Source organism: Leptolyngbya sp. UWPOB_LEPTO1 (assembly GCF_017302695.1).
Classification (GTDB): Bacteria; Cyanobacteriota; Cyanobacteriia; order Leptolyngbyales; family Leptolyngbyaceae; genus Leptolyngbya; species Leptolyngbya boryana.
The window spans coordinates 26,225-46,263 of record NZ_JAFLCJ010000014.1 but is presented as its reverse complement, the minus strand read 5'-3'; the positions used below and the strand labels follow the sequence as shown (position 1 = coordinate 46,263).

Genomic DNA, 20,039 nt, shown 5'->3' with positions numbered 1-20,039 from the left:
AGCGTTTGAGCAAGTAGAATCAGCGAATTTAACCGCGGACTTCCTGCCAATATCGCGTCAGACTCTCCTGATTCTTGACTAAATTGAGTGCGACAGGCTGAAGCGCGATCGTATCGACATTCAACTCCTCCTGAAGTTGTCTCACCTTATCCTGGCAGGTTTTCACGCTACCAATGATCGAATTTTGAATCAGAAAATCAGCATCAAATGGATTCGATTGTTGGCTCAACTGAGTAAAGTTCTGAGCATTTCCGCTCTTCTGAATCTGAGTTGCTAATCCTTGCATTCGGCTACTAAATTTATCTATAAACGGCAGAGCTTCGCTGATTGCTTCTTCATCTGTTCGTGCGACATAAAAGAATCGAGCTAGCATCAATTTCTCAGAGCCACTGGCATTGAGTTGACGATACTTCGCAAGTGTTGTTTTTAACTTTTGGATCGAGAATGGCGCGCCTCCCATCAATCCAAAATTATGTTTCGCTGCAAACGCGATCGCATCATCATCGCCACTGGCGATCCAGACAGGCATCGGTTGTTGAACGGGTTTCGGATAGATAGTAACGCGATCGCATTGATAAAACTGCCCTTGAAACGACACCTCTGACTCATATAGCAACTTCCAAACTAGCTCCATCGATTCCAACGTTTTAGCCCTTGCTTCTGACATCGGAGTCGCAAAATGCTTGTTCTGCTCTGGAAATGGGCCGCCTTTTGCAATTCCAAAAGCAAATCGTCCCTGGCATAAGTTATCTAAGGTTGCGATATCTTCTGCGATTTGAATCGGATGATGGAATGCGAGTAAAACCGCAGCAGACCCTAAGTGAATTCGACTTGTAACCGCAGCTAAATGAGCGAGCAACGGTAAAATTGATGGACTGACATGGAATTCATCAAAATGATGTTCTGTCACCCAAGCTTCCTCAAACCCTAATTGTTCCGCATGTTGAACGATCACGACTTGATCCGCGATCGCGCGTTGTGCATTCTGATGATAGTTCTCGTAAGTGCAAAAAATGCCAGTTTTCATGAGGTTTCAGGGAGTTGGGCAGGAAGTAACCAGTGCAATTCCAACCAGAATCGAGGCGCTTCTTTTTTCAATTTCGACATCGGATCGCGGAGTAACCGATTCGCATTGATGCAAACTGGATCTGCAAGTCCCATGTAGCGAGAGATATGCCCAAATGCTTCCTTCTGTTCAGAAACAGTCTCAAACAAAGTATTCGGACAATAAATTGCAAAGTAGTCTAATCGGCTTGGAGGCTGTCCCCAATGAACGGTGACTAGCTTAATGTAGCAATGACGCAACACCTTGCTCGGTTGAGGATAGGTACGCCTCATCAAATGGATAAATTCCTGCACCAAAAGGGGTTCCGATAGCATGATGATGCCGTCAGTCGTGGATATCACTTTATATCATGCGCCTCAAAATGAGTAGGTTTAACCCACTCCCATTAGAGTTATTAAACCTGTACTCAGCCCGATCATTTGGTACTCACAGCCTCGCGCTAGGACAAGGAGCAAGTATTTTTAGGAAGAGGGACAAGCATTTTCTACCGGATTAAATTGCTCCAACGGACAAGAGCAAGGTGTTTGTTCTAACCACTGAGTGCCCACTTGATGCAGGGCGATCATCACCGGCTGAATTTGACGACCCTTGGCCGTCAGAGAATATTCAACATGAGGCGGAACCTCTGCGAAGACTTGACGATCGATTAACCCATATTCTTCCAGTTCTCGTAGTCGAACCATCAGAGTCTTAGTACTAATTCCTGGCATCGCCGCTAACAGTTCATGCGTTCGACGGTTGCCTGTAAATAGCTCTCGCAGCACTAAAATTGACCACTTATTCCCCAGGAGATCGACGACGAATTGAATCGGACATGTGACTTCAAGGCAATCTTTAGCGTTATCTATCAAATTCAACTTAGCGTTATCCATCAAATTCAACCTGGTGCAATCCGTCTCTATCTTAAACATCACAGTTGAATACACTGTACTATTCATCCTAAAAACTTAAGACTTTCTTTACAGTTGTACAAACCGCCGCTGGAGAGCGAATCTTTTACTTTCAGTTACTATGCGGTATTGGCTGTAATCACCTTGTAAATCGATTTCAACAGACTAGGATGAGGGTGTTGAGTTTTGCTCAATCGGGGACTGTCGAGTCTGGCAGTCTTTGTGCGTTCGATCTGACGAGGACTGGGAAATAATTTGCCGACCTATATGTGATTTGGTGATTGGGATTAGTCAAAAAATAGCGATGATTTGATGCCGTATTTCAATGGGCTAGAAACAGTGGCACGATGTCTCTATATCTGACGATTCGGGATGTTTAAAGCATTCAATTGGTTTAAATTCAAGAAAGATGGTGTCATTTACAGCATTCCAAAATCTAAACGAATGCTGTTTTTATTTGAGAATTTATTCCGAATCGATTTTTGTTATGTTTCTATCATGGTTAGCGATTTATTTAACATTTCAGTTGCGATTAACTTTGTGAATTGTAATATACTCAGAGTGCGAGAGAAAAGAGTTGATAGCAATGCTTCAGAGCATTCCTTCTTTTCCAAAATCCTTCACCAGAGGTGAGATAGATATGGTGAAACAATGGCAAGATTTTCAATCAGGCAATTGGATGCAAGAAATTGATGTTCGCAATTTCATCCAAACCAATTACACACCTTACACCGGAGATGATTCGTTTCTAGCAGGTGCAACTGAAACAACACAAAAGATTTGGAATCAAGTCAAAGATTTGATGAAGCTAGAGCGTGAGAAAGGCATTTTAGACGTAGATACAGCAACGGTTTCGTCGATTACATCTCATGTTCCCGGATATGTCGATCGCGATTTAGAAAAGATCGTCGGTTTACAAACAGATCACCCTCTAAAGCGGGCAATCATGCCCTTTGGTGGAATTCGAGTTGTGAAAGCTGCGCTCAAAGCTTATGGCTACGAGCTTGATCCCAACACCGAAGCGATCTTTCATTTCCGTAAGACTCATAATGATGGCGTGTTTGACGCTTACACTCAAGAAATGCGCTTAGCGCGGCATTCTGGCATCATTACAGGCTTGCCGGATGCCTATGGTCGAGGTCGCATCATTGGAGACTATCGGCGAGTTGCTTTATATGGAGTCGATCGCTTAATTGACGACAAAAAAGCTCAACTCAAATCGCTCGAAGTTGATTCGATTGATGAAACGGTGATCCGCACCCGTGAAGAACTTTCCGAGCAAATCCGCGCTCTGTTTGAACTCAAAGAAATGGCAGCCGCTTACGGCTTCGACATTAGCCAACCTGCACAAACTGCTCAAGAGGCGATTCAGTGGCTTTATTTTGGCTATCTGGCAGCCGTGAAAGAGCAAAATGGGGCAGCGATGTCGATCGGGCGAATTTCGACCTTCCTGGACATTTATTGCGAACGGGATCTGGCTCAAGGACGGGTCACGGAATCAGAGCTGCAAGAACTGATCGATCACTTTGTCATGAAGCTCCGCATGGTGCGTTTCCTGCGGACTCCAGACTATAACGACCTGTTCTCAGGCGATCCCACTTGGGTGACTGAAAGTATCGGCGGCATGGGCGAAGATGGTCGTCCCTTGGTTACTAAGACCAGCTTCCGATTTTTACACACCCTTGAGAATTTAGGTGCTGCACCCGAACCGAATCTCACCGTACTCTGGTCAGAACAATTGCCGAGAGCGTTTAAGGAATTTTGTACTAAAACCTCGATCGCAACAAGCGCAATTCAGTACGAGAACGATGATGTGATGCGCCCGTATTGGGGAGATGACTACGCGATCGCGTGTTGTGTCTCGGCAATGCGCGTCGGCAAGCAAATGCAGTTTTTCGGAGCTAGAGTCAATCTTGCTAAATGTTTGCTCTATGCGATCAATGGCGGAAAAGATGAAAAATCGGGTGAGCAAATTGCTCCTGCTGCTGAACCAATCACGTCGGACTTCCTAGAGTATGAAGAAGTGCTGAGTAAATTCAAGGCAATGATGGCTTGGTTAGCCAAAGCTTACATCAATACTTTGAATGTGATTCACTACATGCACGACAAGTACTGTTATGAACGCCTAGAAATGGCATTACATGACAGAGACATTCTCCGAACCATGGCATGCGGAATTGCCGGACTCTCTGTTGCGACCGATGCGCTTTCTGCCATCAAATATGCAAAAGTCAAAGTTCTACGCAACAATGCCGGACTTGCCGTTGATTATGAAATTGAAGGTGATTTTCCGAAGTATGGCAACAATGACGATCGAGTCGATCAGATTGCGGTCAGTCTGGTAACAGAATTTATGAGCGAACTTCGGAAACATAAAACTTACCGGGATGCTGTTCCGACCCAATCGGTGTTAACGATTACGTCGAATGTCGTTTACGGCAAGAAAACCGGAAACACACCCGATGGTCGAAAAGCAGGCGCGCCGTTTGCACCCGGAGCCAATCCGATGCACGGACGAGATAGTAAGGGAGCGATCGCTTCTTTGGCTTCTGTCGCCAAACTGCCTTATTCAGAGTCACAAGACGGAATTTCTAACACATTCTCGATTGTGCCTACGGCTCTCGGCAGAACTGTTGGGGATCGCGTCAATAACCTGACTGGAATGTTAGATGGCTATTTCCATCAAGGCGGACATCACATCAATGTGAATGTGCTCGATCGTGAAATGCTGCTAGACGCAATGGATCATCCAGAACTGTATCCTCAACTCACGATTCGCGTGTCAGGCTATGCCGTGAACTTCATCAAACTGACGCGAGAACAGCAGTTAGATGTGTTAGAGCGAACATTCCACGATCGCTTTTAGAATGGGATAATCCAGCCGTGTCGCAGATGTCCCAAGGGATTCGTAAAACTGTGCCACCAGAACCATTTATTTGATCCGAGAAAGTAGCACCTATGACGAATACGCTCTCAAAAACAGCAGGCTACATCCACTCAATCGAAACCTGTGGCACAGCCGATGGTCCCGGCATCCGCTTTATTATCTTTACCTCTGGGTGTCCTCTTCGCTGTCTATACTGTTGCAATCCCGACTGTCGCCATCTCGAAGATGGAAAGCTAGTAACGGTCGATGAACTGATCGAGGAGATCCAAAAATATATTCCCTACATGCAGGCTTCTGGCGGTGGAGTCAACGCCTGCGGAGGGGAACCGCTTTTTCAGCCCCAATTTGTTCGAGAGATCTTTAAACGATGTCACGAACTCAAGATCCATACAGCGCTTGATACATCTGGATTTTGTGAGTTGAATGTTGCAAAGCCTGTGCTCGAGTATACCGACCTTGTGTTACTAGATATTAAATCATTCGATGCAAGCACTTACCACAAAGTAACGGGTGTTAATATCGAACCAACTTTAACTCTTGCTCGGTATCTGAATCAGATTCACAAACCGGTTTGGATTCGATTTGTGCTTGTACCTGGTTTAACAGATGATCCCCAGAATATTGCTGGGCTAGCAGATTTTCTAGCAACGCTCACCAATATCGAAAGAGTTGATGTTTTACCGTTTCATAAAATGGGCGAGTACAAATGGGAGCAATTAGGCTATGACTATCAGCTAAAAGACACCCCAAACCCAACTTCAGAGCAAGTTCAAGCCGCGATCGACATTTTCAAAAGTCGCAATCTCAATGCTATGTAACTTGCTCAACCTAAAATAATCGCTACTCTCATCGGGACGGAATTTATGAACATTGTCGCCGAAAAACCACAAGATCTCGAAACTCTGATTCAGCAAGTCAAAGCGGCTCAAGCTGTCTATGCAACCTACACACAAGAGCAGGTTGATCTGATTTTCAAAAAAGCAGCGCAAGCTGCAAACGAAGCGAGAATTCCGTTAGCGAAGCGTGCCGTTGCAGAAACAGGCATGGGAATTGTCGAAGACAAAGTGATCAAGAATCACTTTGCATCGGAATTTATCTATAACAAGTACAAGCACGAGCAGACCTGCGGCATTCTAGAAGATGACCCTGCCTTCGGCTATCAAAGAATTGCCGAACCGATTGGCATCCTCGCTGGAATTGTGCCCGTCACGAATCCCACTTCGACGACGATTTTCAAGGCGTTGCTGGCACTCAAAACCCGCAACGCCATTATTTTTTCCCCTCATCCCAGAGCGAAACAATGTACTGCTGCGGCTGCCAAAATTGTGCTTGATGCTGCGATCGCAGCAGGCGCACCTGAAGGCTTGATCGGTTGGATCGAAGAACCGACGATTGAGCGATCGCAGGCTTTAATGCAGCACCCAGATATTAAATTGATCATCGCAACTGGCGGCCCTGGAATGGTCAAAGCCGCTTATTCATCCGGTCATCCATCGTTAGGAGTCGGTGCTGGAAACACGCCAGCCATCATTGATGAAACGGCAAACATTAAAATGGCAGTCTCATCGATTTTACTCAGTAAGACGTTTGACAACGGCATGATTTGCGCGAGCGAACAATCGGTTGTGATTGTCGATGCCGTGTATGAAGCCGTGAAGCAGGAATTTATCGATCGCGGTGCATATTTCCTCGATGCAGCAGAACGCGATCGCCTCAGAAACTGCGTCCTCGAAAACGGTCATTTGAATCCGAAAATTGTTGGACAGTCGGTTACTCGCTTGGCTGAACTCGCAGATCTGCAATTTGAAGCAGGCATTCCGAAAGTGCTGATGGCAGAAGTGGAAGAAATCGGCACGCAAGAACCGCTGTCTTATGAAAAACTTTCGCCGATTCTGGCAGTGTATCGAGCCAGTGATTTTGAAGATGCTGTGCTGAAAGCTGAGAAAATTGTGGAGTTTGGCGGATTAGGACATACTTCAGTTCTCTATACTCAGCCCGCAAACACCGAGCATATTCGACACTTTGAGAATGTGTTGCGAACCTCGCGGGTGTTGATCAATACTCCTGCGTCTCAAGGTGCGATCGGAGATTTATACAATTTCCGGCTTGATCCATCGCTGACATTGGGATGCGGCAGTTGGGGCGGCAATACTGTGTCTGAAAACGTTGCGGCTCATCACTTGCTGAACATTAAAACCGTATCGCAGCGGCGTGAAAATATGCTGTGGTTCCGCGTTCCCCCGAAAGTTTACTTCCGGGATGGGTGCTTACCTGTAGCTCTCAAGGAACTAACTGGAAAACATCGAGCTTTTGTGATTACGGATAAGCCGCTATTTGAACTGGGCGTTTCGGAAAAAGTGACGCAGGTTCTAGAAGGAATTGGCATTACACATCAAACTTTCTATGATGTCGAACCTGATCCATCTTTAGAAACGATCGAGAAAGGCTTAGCTCAAATCAACCTCTTTCAGCCCGATGTGATCATTGCCATTGGTGGAGGTTCGCCGATGGATGCTGCAAAAGTCATGTGGCTGATGTATGAGCAACCGGATACCGAGTTTGAAGGCTTAGCAACTCGCTTCATGGATATTCGCAAGCGTGTTTATGAAGTCCAACCTTTAGGGCAAAAAGCGAGCATGGTTTGCATTCCAACCACGTCAGGAACGGGTTCGGAAGTCACACCGTTTGCTGTTGTTACAGACCAGCACACTGGGATTAAATATCCGCTTGCCGATTATGCGCTCACGCCGAATATGGCGATCGTCGATCCTGATCTCGTGATGCAGATGCCAAAACGCCTGACTGCGTACGGCGGTATCGATGCCTTGACCCATGCCCTCGAAGCTTATGTGTCAGTCTTTGCGTCAGAGTTTACGAATGGGCTAGCTTTAGAAGCAATTCGCTTACTTCTGAAGTATTTACCTGCGGCTTACAAAGAAGGCGCAAACAATCCCAAAGCTCGCGAGAAAGTGCATTATGCGTCAACGATGGCAGGGATGGCGTTTGCGAATGCATTCTTAGGCATTTGTCATTCAATGGCACATAAACTCGGTTCGACTTTCCATGTCCCGCATGGGCTTGCGAATGCCTTACTCATCTCCCATGTGATTCGGTACAATGCCACCGATGTTCCGTTCAAGCAAGCAATTTTTCCACAGTACAAATATCCGAATGTGAAATGGCGCTATGCGGTGATTGCTGAGTATGTGGGCATTACGGGCGCAACGGATGAAGAAAAGATTGAGAAATTGATTGCCGCGATCGAAGATCTCAAAGAGCAGCTTGACATTCCAAAAACGATTAAAGCAGCGCTGTCCGAAGACGATCGAGCTTTCTATGCACAAGTGGAATGGATGGCAGAGCAAGCGTTTGATGATCAATGTACAGGTGCAAACCCGCGCTATCCACTGATTGAAGACCTCAAAGCTTTGTACATTCAAGCCTATGAAGGCAATGCAACTACGCTAGGACAGGCTGAAAACCAAGCTCTAGTAGCACCGTAAGGGGGATTGCATGACTATTGTTTCTTTCGCAAATTGTCAGAGCGATCGCGTTCATGACATTTGGCGCTCTGGATATCATCCGCTGGATGCAATCTTCTCACCGAAAACGATTGCGATCATTGGTGCAACTGAGCGAGATGGCAGTGTAGGAAGAACGGTACTCTGGAACTTGATGAGTCATCCATTTGGAGGCACAATTTTTCCAGTAAATCCGCAACGACCGAGCGTTTTGGGAATTAAAGCGTATCCCACGATCTCGGACGTTCCCGAAGCAGTTGATCTCGCAATTATTGCCACGCCTGCGCCGACGGTTCCTGATCTCGTGGGCGAATGTGTTGATGCAAATGTCAAGGGTGTGATTATCCTTTCGGCTGGTTTTCGTGAAGTTGGCTCAGCGGGTGTCGAGCTAGAACAACAAATTCGCGCCCATCTGAAACGAGGTCAGTTGAGATTGATTGGTCCAAACTGTCTCGGTGTCATGAATCCTCATTTGGGTTTGAATGCAACCTTTGCAAATTCGATCGCAAAACCTGGAAAAGTTGGCTTTATCAGCCAGAGTGGTGCTTTGTGTAGTGCGATTTTGGATTGGAGCTTTCATGAAAATGTGGGCTTTAGCTCATTTATCTCGATCGGCTCAATGCTCGATGTCGATTGGGGCGATTTGATTTACTATCTCGGCGATGATCCCCACACTGAGAGCATCGTGATCTATATGGAATCGATCGGTGATCCACGATCGTTTCTTTCTGCCGCACGAGAAGTTGCACTGACTAAACCGATTATTGTGATTAAAGCCGGACGAACTGAAGCAGCGGCTAAAGCTGCCACGTCTCATACCGGAGCAATGGCGGGTAGCGATGATGTGTTTAATGCTGCACTGCGGCGCTGTGGTGTTCTGAGAGTCGATAGCATTTCTGACTTGTTTGATATGGCAGAAGTGCTAGCAAAACAGCCTCGTCCGAAAGGTTCACGACTGACGATTATCACAAATGCAGGTGGCCCCGGTGTGCTTGCAACCGATGCTTTAGTGACAAATGGTGGAACTTTAGCCGAGCTATCACCCGAAACGATTGAGGCACTCAATCAGCATCTTCCTGCACATTGGAGTCATCACAATCCCATCGATATTCTTGGAGATGCGGAACCTGAACGTTATGCCAAAGCATTAGAGATTGCTGCTCAAGATCCCAATAGTGATGGATTGCTTGTCATTCTCACGCCGCAAGCAATGACTGACCCAACTCGAACGGCTCAGCAATTGCAGTCCTACTCTCAACTGGGTAAACCCATTCTTACCAGTTGGATGGGAAATTCAGAAATTGCAGCCGGAGCAGAGTTGCTCAATCAAGCCAAGATTCCAACCTTTGCTTACCCGGATACTGCGGCGCGATTGTTTAACTATATGTGGCGATATAGCTACAATCTGCGCGGCATCTACGAAACGCCAACTTTAGCCGAAGCTGAGACAGTAAATCGGCTCGAAATTGAACAGATCATTCAAAACGCGAGAACCGCACGAAGAACCCTACTCACAGAGTTTGAATCCAAGCAATTTCTTGCGGCTTATGGCATTCCAACTGTTGAAACTCAGGTGGCTCGGAGTGCGGAAGCAGCAGTTCAAGTGGCTGAAAAGCTAGGCTATCCAGTCGTGCTGAAACTGTATTCAGAAACGATTACCCACAAAACCGATGTCGGAGGTGTGCAATTAAACTTGCTGAATGCAGAGGCAGTTCGTGAGGCTTATCAAGCGATCGCGGCAACCGTTTTACAACGCACCCAGGACTCACAAGCTTTTCTTGGAGTCACCGTACAACCGATGATTCAAAGAGAGGGGTACGAATTAATCATTGGCAGCAGCCTTGATCCCCAATTTGGGTCTGTGATGCTATTCGGCTCTGGAGGGCAACTCGTTGAAGTGTATCGCGATCGCGCGATCGCACTTCCCCCCTTGAATACAACGCTCGCCCGGCGAATGATGGAGCAAACGCATATCTATCGAGCATTGCAGGGAGTACGAGGACGTAAAGCGGTCGATCTCGCCGCCCTAGAGCAACTCTTAGTTCGGTTTAGTCAGTTAGTCGTTGAGCAGCGATGGATTAAAGAGATTGAAATTAATCCTTTGCTTGCTTCGGCTGATAAGCTCTTGGCTTTGGATGCAAGGATTGTTCTACATGATCCGGATGTGACTGAAGCTGAACTCCCGAAATTAGCAGTTCGTCCTTATCCCAGTCAGTTTACTTGGAAGTACAAGCTATCTGATCAAAAAGAGGTGACGATTCGCCCGATTCGCCCTGAAGATGAGCCTTTGCTGATTCAATTCCATCAAACTTTGTCAGAGGAAAGCGTGTATTTTCGCTACTTCCATATGATTGGGCTAAAACAGCGGATTGCTCACGAACGTCTGACTCGACTGTGTTTTATTGACTACGATCGCGAACTTGCTCTAGTCGCTGAAAGGAAAGATGCTCAAACCGGAGCATCTGAGATTTTAGCAATTGCAAGGCTGAGTAAACTACATGCGACGAATGATGCAGAGTTTGGAATGATGGTCAACGATCGCTATCAGCGTCAAGGGCTTGGAACCATGTTGCTCAACTGCTTGCTGAAGGTCGGACGGCATGAGCATCTTGAGCGCATTCGTGCTGAGATTCTTTGCGAAAACAGAGCGATGCAGCGCGTCTGTGAGAAACTGGGATTTCAGCTCAGACGGGATGCAGAAGAAGGCGTGATGAAAGCAGAGATTTCATTCACGATCGACGAGTAAGGAGAAATTCCATGCAAACCGCGCAATTCGCTTCAGTTTATGGACCTGTAAAATCTTGGCGTTTCGGTCGATCGCTCGGCATCGATCCGATTGGTTCAGTTTCAACTTGCTCATTTAACTGTGTTTACTGTCAACTGGGAGAAATCGAGCAGCAAAACGCGACTCGCAAAATCTTTGTCCCGACAGAGCGAATTCGGCAGGATCTCCTCTGCTTTCAGCCTTGGAATATTGATGTCATCACGTTGAGCGGCAGTGGTGAACCTACGCTGGCTCAAAATCTGGGCGAAATTATTACGCTCGCTCGGATTCTAACTGAGAAACCAGTCGGAGTGCTGACGAATGGCAGTCTCCTTGAAGATCCATCGGTGCGTGCAGAGCTAGCGATCGCCGATTTCGTCGCTGTCAAAATTGATGCCGTCTCTGATCAACAATTTCAAGGCATTAACCGCCCCGTTCAAAATTTGACTCTCGACAAAATTTGGTCAGGTTTGAAGCAATTTCGACAACGCTACCGAGGACAGCTTGCCATTCAAACAATGCTGCTTTCTCCCTGGCGCGATCAAGACCAAATCAACTACATTACCCACCTACAAGAACTATGCCCCCAAGAAATTCAACTCAATACGCCCACGCGCCCTAAACCGCTAGAACATCAATTAGATGCGCGGGGCAACCATGAACTGCTTCAGTCTTATCCAGTGCGATCGCTTAAACCCGTGAGCGAAGAAGTGCTGAAGCAGTTTCGCGATCGCATTCAAGCTGTGCTTGATGTTCCAGTTCGTTATCCCGCTTTAATCCATTGAGGTGAAAGACTATGCACACCAAACCTGATGCTTATCAAGAACTGCTCGAGATTCCCCCTGGATATCTCAACATTATGGGCTATGTCGATGAGTCAGCCGTAAACGGGCCTGGATGCCGAGCGGTGATTTGGGTGCAAGGATGCTTACGCGAATGTCCAGGATGCTTTAATCCAGCTTCTTGGTCGTTTGAAGCCAATCAACTGGTCACGATTGAGAGTCTAGTCGAGAAGATTTTGAGCAACGATCGCAATCAAGGTGTGACTTTTTCCGGTGGAGAACCGTTCTGGCAAGCTCCTGCGCTTGCAAGTCTGGCGCGCCAAGTGAAAGCGGCTGGATTGAATGTGATGTCGTTTACTGGATTCACCTTAGAGCAATTGCGATCCGAGTTTGCTCCAGCAGGCGCTCAAGATCTGCTTGCAGAACTCGATTTAATGATTGATGGTGCTTATGTTGAATCATTAGCGATTCATAGTCCTGACTCTCTTGTGTCTTCAAGCAATCAGAGAGTGCATGTCTTTAATCCGGAATTGCATGATCGCTTAACTTGGGCGAGCGATCAAATTGAAATTCACGTCCTCAAAAATGGCGATCGCATTATTACTGGCTTCCAAGGTCAGATGTCTCTCACAGAGTAATTTAAGGAGTAGAAAGCGATGGTAACCACTCCCGCAGCAGAACGGTCGATTAGTCCGTATGGTGAAGCACGATCGACCGTTCAAGGATCGCCGCTCAGCACCGAAGAAGCGCGCAAAATTCATGCGTTTTGGCAAGCCTGCAACTATCTTGCAGTCGGCATGATTTACTTGCGTGACAATCCGCTTCTGCAAGAACCTCTCAAGCCTGAACATATCAAAAATCGTCTGCTCGGTCACTGGGGATCGAGTCCAGGTCTAAGCTTTATCTATACTCATTGCAATCGCCTGATCAAGAAGTTTGATCTCGATATGATTTTCTTGGCAGGTCCTGGGCACGGTGCGCCGGGTGTGCTAGCTCCCATCTATCTAGAAGGAACCTATTCGGAAGTCTTCTCAGATAAAAGCGAAGATACCGAAGGACTGCTGCGCTTCTTCAAACAGTTCTCTTTTCCGGGCGGCATCGGCAGCCATTGCACGCCTGAAACCCCTGGATCAATTCACGAGGGGGGTGAGCTAGGGTACAGTGTCTCTCACGCCTATGGAACTGTCTTTGACAATCCAGACTTGATCAGTGTAGTTGTCGTCGGCGATGGTGAATCGGAAACAGGCCCGCTCGCGACTGCTTGGCACTCGAACAAGTTTATCAATCCGGCACGCGATGGCGCGGTCTTGCCAATTCTGCACTTGAATGGCTACAAGATTAACAATCCCACAATTCTGTCGCGTGTCAGTCACGAAGAACTCGAAGATTTGTTCAGTGGCTACGGCTATAAGCCTTACTTTGTGGAGGGAAGTGATCCCGAAACCATGCATCAGGCAATGGCTGCGACCTTAGAGCATTGTGTGAACGAAATTAAAGCCATTCAGCAACAAGCTCGCAGCAGCGATGTCGCTCAACGCCCTCGCTTTCCGATGATTATTTTTCGGACTCCCAAAGGCTGGACAGGACCTCAGACAGTCGATGGGCATAAAGTCGAAGGATTTTGGCGATCGCACCAAGTTCCCTTATCTGAAATGCAGCACAATCCGGAGCATCTTCAACAGCTAGAAGCTTGGATGAGAAGCTACAAACCAGAGGAACTCTTTGATCAAAATGGCAAGCTACTCGCTGAACTTAAGGATATGGCTCCGACTGGGACGCATCGCATGAGTGCGAATCCTCATGCTAATGGTGGGATTCTGCGTCGGGCTTTAAAAATGCCAAACTTCCGCGACTATGCGATTGACGTGCCCAAACCAGGACAGCTCGAAGTTGGAAATACTGTGCCGTTAGGCAAATTTCTGCGGGACATCATGAAGATGAACCCGAACAACTTCCGAGTCTTCGGGCCGGATGAAACGACTTCTAACAAGCTGAATGCAATTTACGAAGTCAGTAAGAAATTCTGGATTGCAGATTATTTGCCTGAAGACGAAGACGGCGGCGAACTCTCTCCAGACGGGCGCGTGATGGAAATGTTGAGCGAGCATACCTTAGAAGGCTGGCTCGAAGGCTATCTCCTCACGGGACGACATGGATTCTTCTCAACGTATGAAGCATTCGTGCATGTGATCGATTCGATGTTTAACCAACATGCGAAATGGTTAGAAATTTGCAATCATCTCTCTTGGCGCGAAGACATTGCATCATTGAATCTTTTAATTACGTCTACAGTGTGGCGGCAAGACCATAACGGCTTTACTCACCAAGATCCAGGCTTTCTAGATCTCGTTGTTAACAAGAGTCCTTCTGTGACTCGGATTTACTTACCGCCCGATGTCAATTCGTTGCTTTCTGTAGCCGATCATTGTTTGCGAAGTACCAACTATATCAATGTGATTGTTTCTGACAAGCAACTCCACTTCCAGTATATGGATATGGATACAGCGATTAAGCATTGTACAAAGGGACTTGGCATCTGGGATTGGGCGAGTAATGACCAGGGAACAGAACCCGATGTTGTGATGGCAACAGCGGGAGATATTCCCACTCAGGAAGCATTAGCTGCGACAGCGTTACTGCGGCAAGAATTTGCGGATGTGAAGATCCGATTTGTGAACGTCGTTGATCTGTTTAAGCTTCAACCCGATACAGAGCATCCGCATGGATTAAGCGATCGAGATTTTGACAGTCTGTTCACAACTGATAAACCGATCATTTTCAACTTCCACGGCTATCCTTGGTTGATTCACCGTCTGGCTTACCGTCGGACGAATCACGCAAATCTGCATGTCCGAGGCTACAAAGAGAAAGGCAATATCAACACACCTCTGGAACTGGCGATTAACAATAATATCGATCGCTTTAGTCTCGCAATGGATGTTATCGATCGCGTTCCCAGACTCAGAACAACGGGCGCTCATGCGAAAGAAAAGTTCAAAAACATGCAAATTCAATGTCGCCAGTATGCGTATGAACATGGGATTGATCAACCTGAAGTGATTAACTGGAGATGGAATCTTTAGTACGACTCGTAGTTCACAGCAATTAAGCTGATAGGGGGATAGGGAGTAATCTAAGGTTGGGTTCTCCCCATCTCTCTCCTCTCTCCATTTTGCGCCTTCAGATTCTCCTATTTTTGGATCAGATTCAAGGATCGTTCTAAAAGAGGAATTGCTTTTTCAGATTGCTTTTGCGTGAGATAGAGATTCGCGATCGCAATTAAATTTGCCCGAACAAAATCTTGATGCTGAGCAGACCGAGAAAGTTGCGCTAAAAGGGACTGCGCTACCTCTGGCTGATTTGCTGCAATGGCTTCTAACACAGCAAATTGAATGATTGATGCTTTGAAAGTACAGTACTGGTCGGGAATCTTTTGGATCAGTTGATCTGCTTTTGTAAAATTGCGGGCGCGACTATAGAAGGTTGCAAAACTGCCGAGGTTAATGGCTGCTGTTCCTGCGATCGAGGGCTGAACTGGAATTGCGGTAACTTGCGGAGTAGGTTTTTCGGGTCGAAAGGATGAGGCACTCAGCCGGACATACTCAAAAAATCGCCATAAAGCGGATTCGTCAGGAGGAGTGGGTGAGACGGGTAGCAAAGGTTCAAACGCTGGAAATTTCGGTTTTTGCGATCGTTGCTCAAAGCTTCGCAATTGTCGATCGAGCAGTTGATTTGCCTGCTCAAAATCGCCCGCTTCTGCAAACTGAACTGCAATCGTCGGCAAAAGGGGCTGAATGTTTTGCTGAGTTGCTAAAGATAAGGCTTCTTGCAGTAAGGTGCGTGCTTTCGTTTGGTATCCGACCTGATTGAGTGCGGATGTAGTCTGAAGTAGGCGAATCAGATCTCCATTGTTGCCGCGCATGGTTGGGATCACACGATCGCTGAGTGCGGATTGATTTGCCAGTGCTGCTTTGTAAGCCACCATCGCTTGTAATTTCGGTTCTGCTAATGATGAAATTGCCGCTGCGGATGCCCATTGTTCTGTTTGAAGGAAACGCTGGATGATCCGTTGAGCCGTCTCTTGTTGTAGCTTCGCATCTTTGATCGAGAGTAGAAATCGTTGGCTTTGTTGAACATTTTTTTGTTCTGCAAATTGTCGCGCGATCGCGGATCGGGTTGAATCTTGACGATGGAAGCTAAAGGAATCCGGATCAGCTTGAACTGGGAGCTTTTGAATCAAATTTTCAACTGTGCTTAAATCTCCAATAGCAGCATAAGCAAGGCTTAAGTGATGGGTCAAGTCAGGGTTCACAGACAGGCTATTTGATCCTGTTTCGATGTTGAGTTTCATGAGTTCAGCCCGTGCGCGATCGCGCTGTCCGATGCGAGCAAATTCTTGAATCATCCTGAGCCGATTAGATAGGTTGCGAGGTTCCGATCGCGCTTGATCTGCTAGGGATTCGAGTAGAGATCGGGCTGCCTGAAAATCTCCTGCTTGACGATAGACGACTGCTAAATTCACCCATTCGGAAAGTTGATCGTCTTGGGTCAGCACAGAGCGAATCTTTGCTGCAATTTTTAGAGTGATAGGTTGATTGGGATATAACTCCGCTAGTACAATCCACCACAGCAATTTGCCGTTTTTGATCGGGAGTTGATCGACCACGTTCAGTATCCAATCGGCTTGATCTTGAACAGGTAGAGTCCGCGCCGCGAGAAAGATCGCATCAATATCTCCAAATCCAGTCAGGTTGAGCTTAGGCACATGTGCCGTTGCAGCAGCTTGATCTCCAGCGATAAGAGACTGAATCATGACTAAGGTTGAGAGATCTTTAGGGGCGAGCTTGAAGCGCGATCGCATCTGCTCGTTGACCTGAGCGGCGCGTTCTGGTTGACCTGCTTTGAGAAATGCGATCGCAATTTCTGCCATTTCTTTTCCTTGCTGACTTTTCGCCAATTCAGGATCACTTAACGGAATCGCGCGATCGTCTCCACCATAGGGACTGATGCAGGCTGGCTTAACCTGCGCCAGACTCATCGAAGGCAGACCAACGAGTTGCAGACTGAGAAGTGTGACCGGGAAAAGTTTGTGCATTGGTCGAGGAGATTACGTTGAATCGGTATAGGATTTTGCGATCGTGAGCAAATGCAAACCGCGATCGCGTAACTTTGAATCAGAATAGTTTTCCTCAGCAAAGTGGGTTTAGCCCGTGGATAGAATTCCTAGGCTAAACCGCAACGAACTGAAAACCCAGGGAAATTTTCTCGACTAGCTTGAAATTGCACATCTCACCTTTTCGAGTGCTTGATCGCGAGTCTTCTTCTCTTTCAAAGTATTCGCAACTTTCAAAGCCTGAGCGGGTTGCTTCAATCGAGCGTACTGAACCGCGATCGCTTCAATCAAACTTCCGCGATCATTCTCCATCTCGATCACCGTTCCCCCCTCTGCACCCAATCGATCAAACTGAGATTCTTCTCCTGGAATCGTTTGAGCAACTTTGAAGGCTTGAGCGAGGAAAGGAAGCGCTTTATCGGTCTGTTTGAGTTGGGTGTAGCGTTGAGCGATCGCCAGCAGTAATTGAGTTTGACCACTGGCTGAATTTAATCGAGGCACAATGGAAGTTGCCATATCAAATCGATTTTGCGCTAATGCCATTCCTGCAACTGTCTGTAGGCGTTGAAAGCGCTTTTCAGGCAACACAGAACCGTTTGCAAGCTGAAAGGCTCCATCTATCTGATTGGCTTCTCGAAACAGTTCAAACGGATTGTCTATTCGTCCACCTAGCTGCATATCATTCTGATTCATCTTGCTCTTAACAACGCGATCGAGCAATCTCTGAGTCGTTCCAGTATCTCCTATCTGAGCGTAAGAAAGGGCAAGTACTCCGACACCAATGTATTCAATGTCATCTGGCTCGTTCGTGTCGCCGCCCTCACGCTGAAGTCGGTCACGGGATGCTTTGATCAATGCGCTAATTTGCTGCTCAGTGGTCTGAAGCAAGTTCTTTGCCCAAGCTGTTTGTCCAGATTGATGAGCAGCTAGCGCGATCGCAGATTTCAATCGAATCTGCAAAACTGGGCGATTCGCGATCGGCAACTTTTCTGTCCACTGCAAAGCTTGCAGATGCCGACCTTTCTGAGCATGAGATGTCGTGATTCTCTCAACATCTTGATCCGTCAGACCAAAATCAACCTTTGAAATGCGATTCCATTCTTGGATAAACCAATCAAACTGCTCCGCTTCAGTCGCAGTGTTTATCAGATTAACAAGTTCAAATCTGTGCCAACTGCTATCTTGCTGATTCAGGATCTCAGTCAATTGCTGAGAAAGCAGTTTCTTCGCTTTGACTGGCTCATTTGCACGAACATCAGCCAAAAGAATGACCTTGTAAGCTTCTTTCTTGAAAGATGGCATCTCAGAATTGATAGCAAGCTGTCTTGCTGCATCTCTTCGACCTACCTCGACTAGATTGACGACGAGATCTCTTCTCAGCATTTCTGAAGTATAGAAACCACTCACTAGGTTTGGAGTGGCAGCAATCGCCATTGCCTGATCAAACCGTTTTGTCGCTATTCCTGGTTGTTGAGCATGCTCATAAGCTACGGCAACTTTTCCAAGTGCGATCGCTTTTTGCATCGGATGTGTAATGGTTTGAATCGCTTGATCTGCATTGCCTAATTGCTTAATTCTGATGTAGTTCTCAGCAATTGCTCTAAATACGATCGCGTGTGATTCTGAATTTTTAGGCAGCTTAGCCGCGATCGCTTTTGCTTGCGTAAAATTCTCATCTTCAGCATGAAGTGTTGCGAGTCGAACGAGTCGGACAGCTCGATCGGATTGCTGAATCTGCTGAATTGCTTTCTCAGCTTGGGTGAGACTGGTTTGAGCGATTTGCGGTTGAGGCAATGCAGCATATCCTGCGGCAATATCGAGTAACCGATCTGCTTTTTCAGTTGTCCCCTGAACAAAACGCACAGCATCACGAGCTTGATTGAGAGCATTGATCGCAGATGGGAACTGATTGAGAACAATGTAGGATTTTGCGATCGCAGCGAAGGCACGAGTTTTAATTGAGCTATGGTTTGGTTTCAGCCGTTGCGTAATTTGATAAAGCTGATCTAAGATTTGCGTCGTCTGTTTTTTGTCAGAAAATTTCAGCAACTGCTCAATTCGAGTCCCGTTGTTGTCTTCTAAAAGCCACTGCTCGACTGTATTATGAGGATATTGCGTTCGCGGTGTGATCAACAAAGCTTCTCTTAAAGTTCGCACCGTTGTTGCCAGATCACCATTGTCTAGTGCAACACGAGCCTGATCGCGCAGCGCATATTCATCAGTATCTAACGTTTGATCTGGAGTGCAAATAGAAGTTTGAGCAACGGCTGGAAGCTCGATCGCTGGATAAGACTGCAATCCTGTAACTGTTAGTAGTGTGAGGAGAACAGAGAACCGGGTAAAACGAATCATAAGCAATGAATTTCAATCTACGGATAATAGCTACAATGGCAAAGACTCCGGGTTCTGAATGTCAGCGTAACAAAATCAGAAACAGAAATTGATATACGCGAAGCCCCCTAAAAATCTCAGCACCTAATCGTCTGCCCCGTTGATGATGAGAGGTGAATTTCTGGATAAAGACGCTTGGCATCAGTACTCGTAAAGTGCCAGTCCAGGGTGGCTTTCTGATCATTGAGATTGCCGAGAACTAAGCGAATCTTGATAGCCATGAGAAACTATTCCTCGACTAGGCGTTAAAGCCAACGAGCAAAATCAGCATTCGTCCGGTGTTCGGTGACTTCCACATGTTGCCACCCGACGCGGTGTTGAAAGGCAACAAATATGTTGAAAGGCAACAAATAAGTGCAAGTCCCATTGCGCTCACACTCAGGTGAACTTGACGTTGTGGCATAACGAGATTGCAGGGTGTTGATGCCTAATTCACCTAAATTTGTCTCACCCTGCAAAACTAGTGGGGTCAAACAGGAGTCTCCTAGTTTTCTCCTAGGTTAGTGACTGGTTGATTTGGCTTTGTCTCAGTCGATGCTTTTGTTTGAATTACAGTTGCAAATTGACTAAGATTTTGAACAAGAGAATCCTGGCGAACACGGGCATACCGTGCTGCAAGTCCGCA

General features: G+C 46.7%; 14 protein-coding genes. 7 read left to right on the top strand and 7 right to left on the bottom strand.

Features of this window, described 5'->3' with window-relative positions; all coding sequences use genetic code 11:
* Window positions 1–28 precede the first annotated feature (28 nt).
* From J0L70_RS20115 to J0L70_RS20105, 3 genes are all read right to left on the bottom strand, one after another.
* Entirely contained in the window at window positions 29–1,027 is a 999-nt protein-coding gene (locus J0L70_RS20115) for an LLM class flavin-dependent oxidoreductase (RefSeq protein ID WP_287455668.1), read from the bottom strand.
* A complete protein-coding gene (locus J0L70_RS20110) occupies window positions 1,024–1,380 on the bottom strand; it encodes a hypothetical protein (RefSeq protein ID WP_287455667.1) in 357 nt (118 codons plus the stop codon). Before J0L70_RS20110 ends, J0L70_RS20115 begins: the two co-directional genes overlap by 4 nt.
* A 147-nt stretch (window positions 1,381–1,527) precedes the next feature.
* Window positions 1,528–1,938: a winged helix-turn-helix transcriptional regulator gene (locus J0L70_RS20105; protein ID WP_017289004.1), complete on the bottom strand. Its 411-nt coding sequence runs from the start codon at window positions 1,936–1,938 to the stop codon at window positions 1,528–1,530.
* 658 nt (window positions 1,939–2,596) lie between these two features.
* Here J0L70_RS20105 and pflB point away from each other — a divergent pair.
* The 7 genes from pflB (at window position 2,597) to J0L70_RS20070 (ending at window position 14,993) form a co-directional block, all read left to right on the top strand.
* Window positions 2,597–4,822, top strand: a complete 2,226-nt coding sequence (gene pflB, locus J0L70_RS20100; RefSeq protein ID WP_287455666.1) for a formate C-acetyltransferase — start codon at window positions 2,597–2,599, stop codon at window positions 4,820–4,822.
* A 92-nt stretch (window positions 4,823–4,914) separates the two neighbouring features.
* Entirely contained in the window at window positions 4,915–5,661 is a 747-nt protein-coding gene (gene pflA / locus J0L70_RS20095; RefSeq protein ID WP_017289001.1) for a pyruvate formate-lyase-activating protein, read from the top strand.
* Between the two features lie 45 nt (window positions 5,662–5,706).
* Window positions 5,707–8,346, top strand: a complete 2,640-nt coding sequence (gene adhE, locus J0L70_RS20090; RefSeq protein WP_287455665.1) for a bifunctional acetaldehyde-CoA/alcohol dehydrogenase — start codon at window positions 5,707–5,709, stop codon at window positions 8,344–8,346.
* A 10-nt stretch (window positions 8,347–8,356) separates the two neighbouring features.
* On the top strand, window positions 8,357–11,110 hold the full coding sequence (locus J0L70_RS20085; protein ID WP_287455664.1) for a bifunctional acetate--CoA ligase family protein/GNAT family N-acetyltransferase: 2,754 nt from the start codon (window positions 8,357–8,359) through the stop codon (window positions 11,108–11,110).
* A gap of 11 nt (window positions 11,111–11,121) precedes the next feature.
* The gene (locus J0L70_RS20080) at window positions 11,122–11,913 is read left to right on the top strand and encodes a radical SAM protein (RefSeq protein WP_287455663.1); all 792 of its coding nucleotides are present in this window, start codon (window positions 11,122–11,124) and stop codon (window positions 11,911–11,913) included.
* 11 nt (window positions 11,914–11,924) lie between these two features.
* Complete coding sequence (locus J0L70_RS20075; RefSeq protein WP_017288997.1) at window positions 11,925–12,548, top strand: 4Fe-4S single cluster domain-containing protein; 624 nt, start codon at window positions 11,925–11,927, stop codon at window positions 12,546–12,548.
* Between the two features lie 18 nt (window positions 12,549–12,566).
* Window positions 12,567–14,993, top strand: coding sequence for a phosphoketolase family protein (locus J0L70_RS20070; protein ID WP_017288996.1), 2,427 nt, complete (start codon window positions 12,567–12,569; stop codon window positions 14,991–14,993).
* A gap of 107 nt (window positions 14,994–15,100) precedes the next feature.
* Here the strand turns inward: J0L70_RS20070 and J0L70_RS20065 are convergent, their stop codons facing one another.
* The 4 genes from J0L70_RS20065 to J0L70_RS20050 form a co-directional block, all read right to left on the bottom strand.
* Window positions 15,101–17,005, bottom strand: a complete 1,905-nt coding sequence (locus J0L70_RS20065; RefSeq protein ID WP_287455662.1) for a tetratricopeptide repeat protein — start codon at window positions 17,003–17,005, stop codon at window positions 15,101–15,103.
* A gap of 174 nt (window positions 17,006–17,179) precedes the next feature.
* Window positions 17,180–19,375 (bottom strand): hypothetical protein, encoded by a 2,196-nt coding sequence (locus tag J0L70_RS20060; protein ID WP_287455661.1) that lies wholly within the window; start codon window positions 19,373–19,375, stop codon window positions 17,180–17,182.
* A gap of 116 nt (window positions 19,376–19,491) precedes the next feature.
* Window positions 19,492–19,635, bottom strand: a complete 144-nt coding sequence (locus tag J0L70_RS20055; RefSeq protein ID WP_154660836.1) for a hypothetical protein — start codon at window positions 19,633–19,635, stop codon at window positions 19,492–19,494.
* A gap of 24 nt (window positions 19,636–19,659) precedes the next feature.
* The gene (locus J0L70_RS20050; RefSeq protein WP_144056231.1) at window positions 19,660–19,887 is read right to left on the bottom strand and encodes a hypothetical protein; all 228 of its coding nucleotides are present in this window, start codon (window positions 19,885–19,887) and stop codon (window positions 19,660–19,662) included.
* Between the last annotated feature and the right edge of the window lie 152 nt (window positions 19,888–20,039).

Bases quoted from the DNA above. Each gene is read 5' to 3' on its own strand.
- J0L70_RS20115 (WP_287455668.1), bottom strand. From the start codon at position 1,027: ATGAAAACTGGCATTTTTTGCACTTACGAGAACTATCATCAGAATGCA.
- J0L70_RS20110 (WP_287455667.1), bottom strand. From the start codon at position 1,380: ATGCTATCGGAACCCCTTTTGGTGCAGGAATTTATCCATTTGATGAGG.
- J0L70_RS20105 (WP_017289004.1), bottom strand. From the start codon at position 1,938: ATGGATAACGCTAAGTTGAATTTGATAGATAACGCTAAAGATTGCCTT.
- pflB (WP_287455666.1), top strand. From the start codon at position 2,597: ATGGTGAAACAATGGCAAGATTTTCAATCAGGCAATTGGATGCAAGAA.
- pflA (WP_017289001.1), top strand. From the start codon at position 4,915: ATGACGAATACGCTCTCAAAAACAGCAGGCTACATCCACTCAATCGAA.
- adhE (WP_287455665.1), top strand. From the start codon at position 5,707: ATGAACATTGTCGCCGAAAAACCACAAGATCTCGAAACTCTGATTCAG.
- J0L70_RS20085 (WP_287455664.1), top strand. From the start codon at position 8,357: ATGACTATTGTTTCTTTCGCAAATTGTCAGAGCGATCGCGTTCATGAC.
- J0L70_RS20080 (WP_287455663.1), top strand. From the start codon at position 11,122: ATGCAAACCGCGCAATTCGCTTCAGTTTATGGACCTGTAAAATCTTGG.
- J0L70_RS20075 (WP_017288997.1), top strand. From the start codon at position 11,925: ATGCACACCAAACCTGATGCTTATCAAGAACTGCTCGAGATTCCCCCT.
- J0L70_RS20070 (WP_017288996.1), top strand. From the start codon at position 12,567: ATGGTAACCACTCCCGCAGCAGAACGGTCGATTAGTCCGTATGGTGAA.
- J0L70_RS20065 (WP_287455662.1), bottom strand. From the start codon at position 17,005: ATGCACAAACTTTTCCCGGTCACACTTCTCAGTCTGCAACTCGTTGGT.
- J0L70_RS20060 (WP_287455661.1), bottom strand. From the start codon at position 19,375: ATGATTCGTTTTACCCGGTTCTCTGTTCTCCTCACACTACTAACAGTT.
- J0L70_RS20055 (WP_154660836.1), bottom strand. From the start codon at position 19,635: ATGGCTATCAAGATTCGCTTAGTTCTCGGCAATCTCAATGATCAGAAA.